Source organism: Sorangium sp. So ce448 (assembly GCF_051520915.1).
Lineage (GTDB): Bacteria > Myxococcota_A > Polyangia > Polyangiales > Polyangiaceae > Sorangium > Sorangium cellulosum_B.
Genome location: NZ_CP150343.1, coordinates 6,362,540 through 6,375,367, shown reverse-complemented (window position 1 = coordinate 6,375,367; position 12,828 = coordinate 6,362,540). Strand labels below are relative to the sequence as shown.

The following is a 12,828-nucleotide window of genomic DNA, read 5'->3' as shown; positions in this document are numbered from 1 at the left end:
GTATGCCGCGCCCATGACTGAGACGCAGAGCCCTGTCGCTGTCCCGAGCCGCGCGGACAGCTCGTTCGATCCGGTCCCGCTCCTGGCCGAGGAGCTGAGCCTCCCGCGCCAGGGGGTCTCGGCGGTGGCCAAGCTGCTCGCCGAGGGGGCGACGGTGCCGTTCATCGCTCGCTACCGCAAGGAAGCGACCGGCGGGCTCGACGAGGTGCAGATCCGCGCCATCGAGGAGCGCCGCGCCTACCTCATCGAGCTCGAGGAGCGCCGCGCCACGGTGCTCACGGAGATCCAGAAGCAGGGCAAGCTCACCGACGCGCTCGCCTCGAAGATCCGCGCCTGCGGCACCAAGGCCGAGCTCGAGGACCTCTATCTCCCCTTCAAGCCGAAGCGCCGCACGCGCGCCATCATCGCGAAGGAGCGGGGCCTCGAGCCGCTCGCGGATCGCATGTGGTCGCAGCCGGGCGACGGCAGCCCCGAGGAGGAGGCCCGCGCGTTCGTCAGCGCCGAGAAGGAGGTCCCCGACGCGGCGGCCGCCCTCGCCGGCGCGCGCGACATTTGCGCCGAGCGCATCGCCGAGCACGCCGACGTGCGCAAGCTCGTCCGCGAGGCCTACGCGAAGGAAGGCGTCATCAAGGTCCAGAAGAACGAGGAGCACGCGGCCAAGCAGACGAAGTTCGACATGTACGGGAGCTTCGAGGAGCCCGTCGCGAACATCCCGTCGCACCGCTACCTCGCGATCCGCCGCGGCGAGGCCGAGGGCGTGCTCCGCGCCTCGATCGAGCTCGCGCCCGAGCCGCTCGTCCCCCCGATCCACGCCGCGGTGGGGCTGAAGCCGAAGTCGCCGTGGGCCGGCGAGCTCACGAAGGCCGCGGACGACGCCGTGAAGCGGCTCCTGCTCCCGGCGGTCCAGAGCGACGTGCGCGTCGACCTCAAGATGCAGGCCGATCGCGCCGCGGTCGAGGTCTTCGCCCAGAACCTCCGCGAGCTCCTCCTCGCGGCGCCCTTCGGCACGCAGGCGGTGCTCGGCATCGACCCCGGCCAGCGCACCGGCTGCAAGTGCGCCGTCGTCGACGAGACGGGCAAGCTCCTCGAGCACACGACGATCTACCTGGTCGGGAGCAGCGACTCGCTCGAGCGCGCGCGCCAGGACCTGCGCCGCATTTGCCGCAAGTACCCCCTCCGCGCCGTCGCCGTGGGCAACGGCACGCACGGCCGCGAGACCGAGGCGTTCGTGAAGGACGTGCTCGCGTCGGAGGGCCTGAAGGAGCTGTTCTGCGTCCCGGTGAGCGAGGCGGGCGCGAGCGTGTACTCGGCGAGCGAGGTCGCGCGCGAGGAGTTCCCGGACCTCGACCTCACGGTGCGCGGCGCGATCAGCATCGCCCGCAGGCTGCAGGACCCGCTCGCGGAGCTCGTGAAGGTCGACCCGAAGAGCATCGGCGTCGGCCAGTACCAGCACGACGTCTACCAGGGCCTGCTCGCGAGGAAGCTCGACGAGGTGATCGAGAGCTGCGTCAACCTGGTCGGCGTCGAGCTCAACACGGCGAGCGCCCCGCTGCTCGCCCGCGTCGCCGGCATCGGCCCGAGCCTCGCGAAGAAGATCGTCGCCCACCGCGACCTGAACGGCGCGTTCAAGAGCCGCAAGGCGCTGCTCGACGTGCCCGGCGTCGGCCCGCGGACGTTCGAGCAGGCGGCGGGCTTCGTGCGGGTCCGGGGCGGGGAGCACCCGCTCGACGCGAGCGCCGTGCACCCGGAGCGCTACGGCCTCGTCGAGCGCATCGCGGCGGATCTCGGCGTGCCGGTCGGGTCGCTCATCGGCGACACGGCGGCGATCGCGCGGATCAATGCGAAGAAGTATGAGGCCGGCGACGTCGGCTCGTTCACGCTGAACGACATCCTGAGCGAGCTGAAGAAGCCGGGCCGCGACCCGCGCGCCACGTTCGAGCCGCCGAAGTTCCGCGACGACGTGCGGACCATGGAGGATCTCAAGGAGGGCATGGAGCTCGAGGGCGTTGTGACCAACGTCACGGCGTTCGGCGCCTTCGTCGACATCGGCGTCCACCAGGACGGCCTCGTGCACGTCTCGCAGCTGGCGGACAGGTTCGTGAAGGACCCGAACGAGGTCGCGAAGGTGGGCGAGAAGATCAAGGTGCGTGTGCTCGAGGTCGACCTCGTGCGCAAGCGCATCTCGCTCACCGCGAAGAAGGGCGGCGCTCCCGCCGGCGCGCGTCCCCAGGCGGGCGGCCCCTCTGCAGGCGGCGACGCGCGCGGCCGCAACGATCGCGGCGACGGCCGCCGGCCGGCTCAGGGGCAGCAGCAAGGGAAGGGGCAGGGGAGCTCGTCGGGCGGCTTCCGCAACAACCCGTTCGCCGATCTGCTCCGGAAGTGATCGGCGCGCCCGCCTGGCTTCGGGCCAGGCGGGCGGCGCTAGAACCCGTGGTCGGCGAAGAACCGCTCGATCCGGAGCGACACGAGCTCGGGGAACTCCACCGCGGTGGTGTGGGTCCCGCCGCGGACCACGAGGATCTCCGCCATCGGGATGCGGCGCGCCATCGACTGCGCCAGCGCCCGCGGGGTGAACGCATCGCGGTCGCCGGTGATGAGCAGCGTCGGGACGTCGATCTGCTCGAGCACGTGCTCGGCGTCGTGGGCGTCCAGCGCGCGGAGGTTGCTGAAGAGCGCGTGCATGTCGAGCCGGCCGAACGGCTGCACGAGCTCGGCGAACGCCTCGCTGTCGAGCGTCTTGCCGAGCAGCCCCATTCGCTTCAGCCAGAGCACCGCGTCCGGCGGGCCGATGGTGCTGCCCGTCATCCTGGCCGCCAGCGTGTGAGCGCGCGCCGCGAACGCCACGAACGGCGGAAACAGCCGCCCGAGCCCCGGCAGCGGCCCCATCGTCTCCAGCGGCCGGCGGTAGGTGCCGTTCAGCAGCACCAGGTTCGCGGCGAACCCCGGGAGCCTGCGGAACGCCTCCAGCGCCACCTGGACGCCCACGCTCCATCCCATCAGCGCGCCGTGCCGGATCCCTTCGACGGCGAGGATCGCCTCCAGGTCGCGGACATGGTTCGCGACCGCATAGGCGCCCGGAACGTCCGGTGACGGGCGCTTCGACGCGTACATTCCGCGGTAATCCCACGTGATGAACCGGTACTGGTCGGAGAGGTACTCGACCTGCGCCCGCCAGGCGAGGTACGGCCCGCCCAGCCCGTTGACGAGGACCACCGTCTTCGCCCCTTCGAACGGCGGCGGCGTCACGCGGTAGGTGATGTCGGTTCCATCGAAGCTCGTGACCCGCCGGGTCTCCATCCGGAGCGATGGCCGCCGCGGGGGCGACCCCCGCCGGCCCCCGCTGGAGGCAGGAGGGGGCGGCGCCTGCCGCCCGCCGCTGGAAAGCGGGGGGGGCGCCTGCCGCCCGTCGCCAGAGGAAGCCGCGGGTGGCGCGTGCGGTCTGTTGCCGGTGGATGAAGCTGGCGGCGCCTGCGGTCCTTTGCCGGAAGGAGAGCGGAGCCGCGGCGGCCGACCCCCGCCGAACTTGAACGAGACCATGAACCCCCTGCTTCCTACCCGGTCCCTTCGCGGAGGGCCAGGCTGCCGGCGGTCGCCCGCAGGACGGGCGGGGGACGCCGGCGCAGACCCGGCGAGGGCGCAGCTGCGGGCCGGCGGGGGCTGCCGTGGGGCCGGGTGGCCCGTGTGGCCTGGCGATCGCCTGTCGAAACACATCCCGCGCTGCGATCGCCATCGCGTTGACATTCCAGGCGGCGCGCCGCTAACGTGCCCGGCGGGTTGTCCGCTCGCCCGGCGCTCCCGTCGTGTTGCTGATCTTTCCCTCCCCGCTCCCATGTCGGTCTGTTGGAGGCCGGCCCGTGTCGTCTTCTGTTGCCGCTCGCGCAGGGGCAGCTCCGGTTCGGGCCGTGGTGGGTCGATTCCCTCGGGCGAGCTGGAGTTTTCAGCGCGAAGTGGTGCAGCGATCCCGTCCTCGAGGAGCCGATGGCTGAAGAAAAGAAGAAGAGCAAAATCGATCTGAAGGCTCGGCTTGGCAAAACGGCGATAGGCGGGGCGCCAGGAGCGGCCGTCCCCCTTCCCGTGCCTGGTTCGCAGCCCGGATCGGGGCCGCCTCCCGACATGAGCGCGGGCCCGGTCGGCATGCCCTCGCCGCATCCGAGCGCGCGGCCGCCGATGCCCTCCGTGGGGGGTATCGCGCCCCCGCCCGGGATCTCGCCAGGCATCCCGCTGCCTCCGTTCGCGCCGGCGCCGCGTCCTGTGATCCAGACGCCTCCGCCGAAGCCGACGGCCGCCGCGCAGACCATCAAGGTCGAGGTCGGCGAGGAGGTCGAGCAGGAGCGGCGGAAGGCCTCCAAGAAGACGGCGCTCTACGCCGGCCTCGCGGCGATCGTCGGCATCGGCGTGGGCTTCGCCATCGGCGGCGCGAAGGAGCGCGGCGATCGCGGCAAGCTCGCGGTCGAAGGCGCCGCGGCGCTCGCGAAGGACGTGAAGGCCGCGAACGAGAAGATGGTCGAGCTGAAGGAGAAGCTCGATGCGGGCCGGACGGCGCTCGAGGGGAAGAAGTTCCCCGCGCAGCTCGTGGGCGAGCTGGGCGGCATCAACGTCCCGTTCGATGCCACCAACCTGGAGGGCAAGCAGATCGGCGGCCTCCCGGGGCGGGTGATGCGCCAGGTCCTCGCCTACACCACGGCGGTCCAGGATCTCAACAAGACCAAGGACAGCCTCAAGAACGTCCTCACGGCCGCGCAGGCGCCCGTCGAGAAATCGTGGAAGGAGCAGGAGGAGCCGGTCGTGAACTTCTCCGTGGTCTTCCGCCGGGACGGCGACAAGACGCTGGCCGAGCTCGTTCCCAACAAGGCGCCGTTCCCGTTCGGCAAGGACTGGCCGGCGAAGTACACGGTGAACCGCCTCGAGCGCACGCAGCAGGGCATGAAGGCTGCCGAGAAGGAGGCCACCCGCTGGACGAAGGGCGACATCGCCGGCGGCGATCTTCAGGCCCTCCCGGTCGATCCTCAGTCCGTCGCTGGCCTCACGAGCGAGCAGATGGTCTTCAGGCTCGCCAGCGCGATGGCGGACATCCGCAAGCTGCTCGAGGGCAACAAGGACAACCCTGTCGAAGAGACGCCCGGCCTCATCAAAGAGGGCGACGATCTCGCGAACGAGCTCCGCAAACTCTCCCTCGCCCGCTGAGCGGCACGCGCCCGCTTCGGATACGGGCCCACCTCGGCGTTTTCGGTGCTCAGCGCACGGGAGTGCGCTTGCGCGCCGAAAACGCCGATCTGGGCCCGTCTCCTGTGCGGGCGCGCGCCGCTCGGCCGGCGCAGATCTGAGGGACCGCCCGCGTTGCGGGAGGCGTACGGGGTTTCACGGGCTACTAGGGGAGCCGAGGGGGGGCGGCGGTGGCCGCCCGTGCTCGCGCTGGGTCGGCGCGGGGCGATCTAGGCGGCGCCGCCGGCGCCCAGGGCGCGGGGGCGGACGATCTCGACCTTGCCGATGTGGCGCTCGTCGCTGTCGCGCACGATGAAGCGCAGGCCGAACTTGCTCACGGCCGTGCCGACCTCGGGCACCTTGCCCACGTGCTGCGTGAGCATCCCGCCGAGAGATTCGTACTTCCCCTCACGGTCGAGCTCGGCGCCAAGATAGGCCGAGAGATCGCTCATCGATACGGCCGCGTCGGCGACCAGGCGGCCGTCGCCCAGATCCTGGATGGCAGCGCCGTCGTCCGTCTCGTCGTGCTCGTCCCGGATGTCTCCGACGATCTCCTCGAGCACGTCCTCCAGGGTGACAATCCCCGACATCCCGCCAAACTCGTCGACCACGATGGCGAGGTGCTGTCTGCGGCTCTTCATCTCCCGGAGCAGCGAAGAGAGGGGCTGCGACTCGGCGACGAAATTGGCAGGGCTCCGCGTGATCTCCCGGAGCGTCGTGTTCTTGAGCCGGCGCTCCTCGAGGACCTTGAACAGATCCTTCGCGTAGAGAAGACCAGCGATGTTGTCGGTCTGATCCTTGTAGACGGGATACCGCGAGTGCCCGCTCTCGGTGACGATCTCCAGCACCTTCTCGAGCGGAGTGGAGATCTCGATGGCCTCGACCTTGGATCGCGGCACCATCACGTCCCGCGCCGTGAGATCGGCGAACTCGAGCACATTCCGGATCATCTCCGCCGGCTCTCGCCCGAAGAGACCAGAACGCTCGACCTCATCGACGAGGATCTCGACCTCCGCCTCGGCAACCCTCGGGTCCGACGGCTGCTCACCGTCCCGCGGCCCCAGCTTGGAGCCGATCCAGCCGAGCGGTACGGCGAGCGGCAGCATCGCGATTTCGAGAGGGCGCAAGAAGCGGACCGCCAACGATGCGGTCCGATCGGCGTGCTTGCGGCCCAGCGTGGAGCTGACCTCGTAAAGGGCTCCGCTGAGGACGATGGTGGTCGCCAGCCCGAGATAAAGCGCAGCGCCAGGGACAATCCGCTGGAAGAAGAGGTCGAAGCAGGCGGCCGTCAGGCTGGTCGATACGACCCAGCCGAGCAGGTAGCGGGAACGGAGCTTGGCGTCTTCCTGACGAATCCGCTCGTAGGCGGCCTTCGTGGGGCCCGTCGCCTGCTCTATCAGCGCGCCGAGTCTCGTCGCGCTCAACGTCGTCAGTGCGGTGTCGGCACCGACGAACAGCGAGCCAAGTACAGCGGAGAGAACTGCAGCGCCGAGCGCTGGCAATGGAACGAAATCGGGACTCAAACAGAGGCTCCTAACGGACGAATCGTAACGGAACAGGCGAGGGGAGCGCAACCGGACCGGGACGCGAAATCTCAGGAGATGACCGAACCACGCGTTCTTGCCGCTCTCGCCCGAAGGCGGACTCCCCAGCTCGACCGATCCTGCCGAGCGCTGCCAGTGACATGCGCCGTAGATCTGCCGAAGTCCAGGGAATTGCCATGTGCTGTGGGTTTCTCTTATCTAGCAGCATTCCCACGCATGTCGGGCGCTTCAGAAAAACCGCGCAGGACGGAAAACCGAGTCGGCGATGGCGCTGGATGGCCCTCACCAGCGTCCACATCGGCGACCTCCGAGGCGCCGAGCGCCACGACAACCCCGTCCGGATCGAGCCATACAGCGGCGCCAGGATGCGCAGGAGCCATGGAGAAGTCGGATTCGGTGAGCGCCTGTCCCATGCGCGCGCGCCGGGCGCCGTTCTCGGTCAGGTGGGCGACCGGGAGGCTCGCGGCCGCTGCGTCGGCGAGCGGGCGCAGCGAAGCGCGCAGCGCCTCGGCGCCGGCGTCGAGGGACACGGCCTGCTCCAGAGTAAAGCTGCCGCTCGCCGTGCGGCGGAGCGCGGACAGGTGCGCGGGGACGTCGAGGTGCGCGCCCAGGTCGCGCGCCAGCGAGCGCACGTAATAGCCCTTGCTCACCCCGAGCTCGAGATCGAGGGTGGCCGGCGCAGCGCCCGCGGCCGGCGCAGCGCCCGTGGCCGGCGCAGCACCCGCGGCAGGTGCACCAGGCTCGCCGCGCGAGGCGCCGGTCACCTCGAGCGACCGGACCTCGACGGCCCGCGCCGACAGCTCCACCGCCTGGCCGGCGCGCGCCAGGGCGTAGCTGCGCTGCCCGGCGACCTTGATCGCCGAGTAGGCCGGCGGTGCCTGCTCCCGCCGCGCGCGCTCCGCGTCGATCGCGGCGGCGATGCGCGGCGCCGCGCGTGCGAGCGCCTCACCGGCGGGAGGCCCGCCGGGCCCGGCGAGGGCGCCGAGCTCCGCGTCGAGCCACGGCGGCAGGGGCTGCGTCGCGGTGATCTCCCCGTCCGCGTCGAGGGTGTCCGTCCCCACGCCGAGGACGACGCGCGCCGTGTAGCGCTTGTCCTGCGCGGTCAGGTACGGGGCGAGCTTGGTGGCCTCGCCGACGAGCACCACGAGGACGCCGGACGCCATCGGGTCGAGCGTCCCCGCGTGCCCGATGCGCTTCACGCCCAGGGCGCGGCGCAGGCGGGCCACGACGTCATGGCTCGTCGGCCCGCGCGGCTTGTCGATCACCAGCACGCCCTCCGGCCGCGCGCCCCTGGTCGTCGCTCGCTCGGGCTCGGCGGGCGGATCCCCTTCGTTTGTGTTTTCGGGCATGGAGTGAGGATTCGCCTCGGCAGATCGCTTCATCCGAACCAGATCGACTTCCGGGTGGCCAGGGTCTCGTCGATGAGCCCCTGGATCGTCGCGCGCACGCGCTCCGCGAGGCGCCGCACCAGGATCTGATCGTCCGCCGCCTCCGGGCCGTACGCGTCGAACCGCACCGGATCGGCCAGGCGGATCTTCCACTTGGTCGGCGCCGGAACGAGGCCCAGCGGCCCGAGCGCGGGGAAGGTGGGCGTGATGGGCAGGTACGGGATGCCGAGCGCGCGCGTGAGGTGCTCGAGCCGATAGAACAGCGGGTTCGTCTCCTCGGCCCCCACGATGGCGCACGGGACGAGCGGCGTGCGCGTGCGCAGGCAGAGCCGGATGAAGCCGCCGCGACCGAACCGCTGGAGCTGGTACCGGTCCTTGTAGAGCTTCCCGCTGCCCTTGACGCCCTCCGGGAAGACCGCGACGAGCCGCTCGCCCGCGAGCAGCCGCTCGGCGTTCTCCTGGCAGGCCCGCACGGCCCCGAGCCGGTTCATGATCGTGCCGGCGAACGGCAGGTAGTACACGAAATCGTCGGCCAGCCAGCGGAGCTCCCGCCGCGCCGGGTGCTCCCGCCGCACCGCGGCCCGCAGCATGAGCCCGTCGTAGGGGATGGGCCCGCCCGAATGGTTGGACACCACGAGGCACCGCCCCTCGGCGGGGATACGCTCGATGCCCTCGAGTTCGATCCTGAAATAGTGCCTGTGCAGGAAGTCGAAGAGCGACCTGTACCGGGCCTCGTACTTGGGATCGAAGCCGAACTCGTCGACCTCCTCCGAGCGGCGGCGCAGGCCGGCGCGGCCCCACTGCCGCAGGTAGAAGTCGGTCGACAGGACGTCGCGCGCCGTCCCGGGCTCGGACAGCGGCGGCTCGCTGGCGAGGCCGGCCGACGCGGCGGGCGCTCCGCCCAGGCGCGGGCTCCGCTCGGTCTCGGGCATTCCTCCCACCGCGCCGCTCGCGTCGGGCGATGGCCCCCCGGCGAGCATCCGCTTGAGCCGCGCCTCGAGCTCCCTGATCTGACGCTGGAGCTCCTCGGCCGTCACAGGCACGACCGGGGCGTGCACCTCGGACGACTGCGTCTTCCGCCCGTCCGAGGGCTCCGTCGGGCCGATCGGCGCCAGGTACCGGGCCTCGTCGTCCTCGATGTCGGCGCTCGGCACGATCTGCCTGGGCCCCGTCCGATCGGGGCGCCCGCGCGTCGACGGCGGCGAGCCATTCCCTGCCCCTGCTTCCTCGAGCTCTCGATCGTGCTCCGTGCCCATCGCTCACCCCCCGAACCGCATCACGCAGGCGTCTCTTGCAGCAGACGCACGTCCCGCAGCCGCTGCGCGCTGGTGTAATCGAGCAACGCCTCGCGCGTCGTGTAGACCGGCCGGAACCCCATGACCTGCGCCGCCTTCTCGCCGTCCGCCACGCAGAGATAGCGCAGGTAGCGCAGGAAACTGGGCGGGGCGATCGCCGCATGCGCAGCCCAGAGCGCAGAGGCCAGCGGCCCGGCGGCGCTGTGCAGCACCGGGACCGCCGTCCGGCCCGCGAGGCGCACGATCGTCGAGAGCGGCAGCACGCCGTCGCCCACGATGTTGAAGGTCCCGGGGAAATCGCTGTCGATGGCCAGCTTGAAGGCGGCGATGGCGTCGACCTCGTGGATGAACTGCCACAGCGGATCGAAGCCGAGCATCGTCATGACCAGGCGCCGCGCCAGGAACCGGGTGACGTAGTTCTGGACGGTCGGGCCGAGGATCGGCGCGGTCCGCAGGATGGTGACGGTCGTGCCCTTGGCCTTCGCGCCGAAGGCGTTGAGCTCCCGCTCGGCGGCCATCTTGTCCGCGAAGAAGCGCTCGTCCGGATCCGCCCGGAGCGGGTGCTTCTCCGTGAGGAAATTGGGGTTGGTGGGGTGCGCGCCGTAGAGGATCGTCTGGCTCCAGAGGATCAGCTTGCGCAGGCTCGCCTGGCGCGCCCCGTGGAGCAGGTGCATCGTGCCGACCGACTCGAGCTCGTGGGCCCAGGCGGTCGCCGGGGTGGGCGACGACAGGAAGCAGAGGTGGACGAGCGTGTCCACCTGCTCCGCCGCGAGCACCTCGGCGACGCGCTCCTCGGACGCGGGCTCCGTCAGGTCGACCGTGTGCATGCGCAGCTTGGAGCCGCCCGTGTCCGGCCGCTTGATGTCGATGGCCACAACGCGCGCGATGCGCGGATCCTCCTCGAGGATCCCGATCAGGTTGCGCCCGAGGAAGGACGCGGCGCCGGTGAGCGCGATGACCCGGCCCCTCGGGCCGGACGACGCGCGCCGGCTGGTCGGCGAGGCCTCCGCCGCTGCGGACGCCGGAGGCTCGCTCGTGCCGGCCGTGGCCGCGCCCGCGGAGGAGGCGGGAGCGGCGTGATCTGCGCCGGCGGCAGAGCTCCGCTCGGCGGCGTCGTGGGCCGCGGCTTCAGGGTGCTCGGAGGTGGGAGCCATGCGCCGGGCGCGACACTACCTGGTCGGCCGGCGCGCGCAAGCGAAGCGCGACCCCGCCGGGGCTCGCCGCGGCGCTGTCACAACACCCGGCGCAGGACCGGATACGGCTCGAACGTGTGCACCTCGACGAATCCGTTCCTCGTGAACGCGGAGACCGGGCCGGTCCACAGCTCCTCGTCGCTCACCGGCTCCTTCGGGCGGCGCGGCAGCGCGTCGAGGGCGCGCGCGCCCCAGGAGGGCGCGAGCTCCACCGCGCCCGCGACGAGCGCGGTCGCGACGCCTCGCCGCCGGTGGCCCGGGTGCACGACGGCGCAGCCGATCAGGAAGACGCCGGCGCGATCGCCCGCGAAGCACGGCAGCCCGCGGTACAGGCGTCGCTCGTACGCCTTCGCCACGACCGCCGCGGGCGCGACCTTGAGCCACCCGACGACGTGCGGCGCCTCCGGCGCGAGCGCCACGACGCCGCGCGCCTCGTCGCTGCCCGAGGCGAGCGCCTCGGCGAACTCCCGGCGGTTCTCGCCCTGGCCGTCCGAGCACCGCGCGAGCCACTCGTTGTTGGTGCCGCCGAAGTGGTAGTACCGGCAGTAGCAGGGCGTGCCGGCGGCCTCGAAGAGCGCCTCGAGCCCAGGGAGGTGCTCGGGGCCGGCCGCCGCCACGGTGATCGCGGAGCTCATCGGCGCGCTCCGCTCGTCACGCGTTCGACACGCGCGCGCGCAGCCCGCGCACCGGGGAGATCTGCTCCCATGCGTAGGCCGCCTGGCAGAGCCGCGCCTCCTCGAGCGCAGGGCCGATGAGCTGCAGGCCGACGGGCAGCGGAGGCCCGCCGTCCGGCGCCTGCGCGGTCGCGCACGGGACGCTGATCGCGGGCAGCCCCGCCATGCTGGCGGGCAGCGTGTAGACGTCGGCCAGGTACATCGACAGCGGATCGTCCACCCGCTCCCCCAGCCGGAACGCGACCGTCGGCGAGACCGGCGCCGCGATGAGGTCCACCTCGCGGAAGGCCTCGTCGAAATCGCGCCGGATCAGCGTCCTGACCTTCTGCGCGCGCAGGTAGTACGCGTCGTAGTAGCCCGCGGACAGCACGTAGGTGCCGAGCAGGATCCGGCGCTTCACCTCCCGGCCGAACCCCTCGCCGCGCGTCCTGCCGTAGAGGCCCTGGAGGTCCGCCTTCCCGCCGCGGTCGCCCTCCACGCGCAGCCCGAAGCGCACCCCGTCGAAGCGCGCCAGGTTGGACGACGCCTCGGCCGTCGCGACGATGTAGTAGGCCGCCACGGCATACCGCGTGTGCGGCAGGTGCACGGGCTTGATCTCGCAGCCGAGCCCGCGCAGGCCCTCGATGGCCTCCCGCACCTTCGCCTCGACCCGCGCGTCGATGCCCTTCGCGAAGTACTCCTCGGGCACGCCGATGCGCAGCCCCGCGACGTCGCGGCCGCACGCGGCCTCGTAGGCGCCCACCGGGGCGTCGAGGCTCGTCGCGTCGCGCGGATCGCGGCCCGAGATCACCTCGAGCAGGCGCGCCGCGCCCTTCACGTCGTGCGCGAACGGCCCGATCTGGTCGAGGCTCGAGGCGAACGCGATCAGGCCATAACGAGAGACGCGGCCGTACGTCGGCTTGATGCCGACGACGCCGGTGAGGCTCGCCGGCTGGCGGATGGAGCCCCCCGTGTCCGACCCGAGCGAGCCGGGCGTCATCCCCGCCGCCACCGCGACCGCGCTGCCGCCGGACGAGCCGCCGGGGATGCGCGACGGGTCCCACGGGTTCTTCACCGGGCCGAAGGCGCTGTTCTCGTTCGACGAGCCCATCGCGAACTCGTCCATGTTGCACTTGCCCGGCAGGATCGCGCCGGCCTCGCGCAGGCGGGCGACGACCGTCGCGTCGAACTGCGGGCGGAACCCGCGCGCCGGGTCGGGCGCCTTGGGCGCGCCGTCCCCGCCCGCCGGCGCCCGCGTGAGGATCTTCGAGCCGGCGGTCGTCGGGGCGCCCTCGGTGCAGAGCGCGTCCTTGAGGCCGATCGGCACGCCGGCGAGCGGGCCGAGCGCCTCGCCCCGCGCGCGCCGCGCGTCGAGCGCGCGCGCCGCCGCGACGGCCTGCTCCCCCTGCACGGTGAGGAAGGCGCCCAGCGCGCCGTCGCGCTGCTCGATGCGCGAGAGCGCGGCCCTGGCCACCTCCTCGGCGCTCACCTCGCCGCGCTGCACGAGCGCCGCGAGCTCCGGGATGGATCGATCGAGGATCGCTGTGTCCATC

General features: G+C 72.0%; 9 protein-coding genes. 2 read left to right on the top strand and 7 right to left on the bottom strand.

Annotated features, from left to right (window positions below; all coding sequences use genetic code 11):
• Positions 1–13: 13 nt before the first annotated feature.
• Complete coding sequence (locus WMF45_RS23990) at positions 14–2,383, top strand: Tex family protein (RefSeq protein WP_437719162.1); 2,370 nt, start codon at positions 14–16, stop codon at positions 2,381–2,383.
• Positions 2,384–2,421: 38 nt separating this feature from the next.
• Here the strand turns inward: WMF45_RS23990 and WMF45_RS23985 are convergent, their stop codons facing one another.
• Positions 2,422–3,297, bottom strand: coding sequence for an alpha/beta fold hydrolase (locus tag WMF45_RS23985; RefSeq protein WP_437719161.1), 876 nt, complete (start codon positions 3,295–3,297; stop codon positions 2,422–2,424).
• Positions 3,298–4,113: 816 nt separating this feature from the next.
• Here WMF45_RS23985 and WMF45_RS23980 point away from each other — a divergent pair.
• Entirely contained in the window at positions 4,114–5,184 is a 1,071-nt protein-coding gene (locus tag WMF45_RS23980; RefSeq protein WP_437719160.1) for a formin, read from the top strand.
• A gap of 248 nt (positions 5,185–5,432) precedes the next feature.
• On the opposite strand, the gene WMF45_RS23975 is transcribed toward WMF45_RS23980, so the two are convergent.
• The 6 genes from WMF45_RS23975 to gatA all read right to left on the bottom strand — a co-directional run bounded on the left by WMF45_RS23975 (position 5,433) and on the right by gatA (position 12,827).
• On the bottom strand, positions 5,433–6,704 hold the full coding sequence (locus WMF45_RS23975) for a hemolysin family protein (RefSeq protein WP_437719576.1): 1,272 nt from the start codon (positions 6,702–6,704) through the stop codon (positions 5,433–5,435).
• Between the two features lie 236 nt (positions 6,705–6,940).
• Positions 6,941–8,095 carry a tRNA pseudouridine synthase B gene (locus tag WMF45_RS23970; RefSeq protein WP_437719159.1) on the bottom strand — a complete coding sequence of 385 codons (1,155 nt, stop codon included), beginning with the start codon at positions 8,093–8,095 and terminating at the stop codon, positions 6,941–6,943.
• 29 nt (positions 8,096–8,124) lie between these two features.
• Complete coding sequence (locus tag WMF45_RS23965) at positions 8,125–9,390, bottom strand: lysophospholipid acyltransferase family protein (RefSeq protein ID WP_437719158.1); 1,266 nt, start codon at positions 9,388–9,390, stop codon at positions 8,125–8,127.
• Positions 9,391–9,410: 20 nt separating this feature from the next.
• Positions 9,411–10,583 carry an NAD-dependent epimerase/dehydratase family protein gene (locus WMF45_RS23960; protein WP_437719157.1) on the bottom strand — a complete coding sequence of 391 codons (1,173 nt, stop codon included), beginning with the start codon at positions 10,581–10,583 and terminating at the stop codon, positions 9,411–9,413.
• 77 nt (positions 10,584–10,660) lie between these two features.
• Positions 10,661–11,257 (bottom strand): GNAT family N-acetyltransferase, encoded by a 597-nt coding sequence (locus tag WMF45_RS23955; RefSeq protein ID WP_437719156.1) that lies wholly within the window; start codon positions 11,255–11,257, stop codon positions 10,661–10,663.
• 16 nt (positions 11,258–11,273) lie between these two features.
• On the bottom strand, positions 11,274–12,827 hold the full coding sequence (gatA, locus tag WMF45_RS23950; protein WP_437719155.1) for an Asp-tRNA(Asn)/Glu-tRNA(Gln) amidotransferase subunit GatA: 1,554 nt from the start codon (positions 12,825–12,827) through the stop codon (positions 11,274–11,276).
• Position 12,828 lies beyond the last annotated feature (1 nt).

Coding starts and splice junctions, on each gene's coding strand:
- WMF45_RS23970 (WP_437719159.1), bottom strand. CDS start 8,095: ATGCCCGAAAACACAAACGAAGGGGATCCGCCCGCCGAGCCCGAGCGA.
- WMF45_RS23955 (WP_437719156.1), bottom strand. CDS start 11,257: ATGAGCTCCGCGATCACCGTGGCGGCGGCCGGCCCCGAGCACCTCCCT.
- WMF45_RS23960 (WP_437719157.1), bottom strand. CDS start 10,583: ATGGCTCCCACCTCCGAGCACCCTGAAGCCGCGGCCCACGACGCCGCC.
- WMF45_RS23985 (WP_437719161.1), bottom strand. CDS start 3,297: ATGGAGACCCGGCGGGTCACGAGCTTCGATGGAACCGACATCACCTAC.
- WMF45_RS23965 (WP_437719158.1), bottom strand. CDS start 9,390: ATGGGCACGGAGCACGATCGAGAGCTCGAGGAAGCAGGGGCAGGGAAT.
- WMF45_RS23980 (WP_437719160.1), top strand. CDS start 4,114: ATGAGCGCGGGCCCGGTCGGCATGCCCTCGCCGCATCCGAGCGCGCGG.
- gatA (WP_437719155.1), bottom strand. CDS start 12,827: ATGGACACAGCGATCCTCGATCGATCCATCCCGGAGCTCGCGGCGCTC.
- WMF45_RS23990 (WP_437719162.1), top strand. CDS start 14: ATGACTGAGACGCAGAGCCCTGTCGCTGTCCCGAGCCGCGCGGACAGC.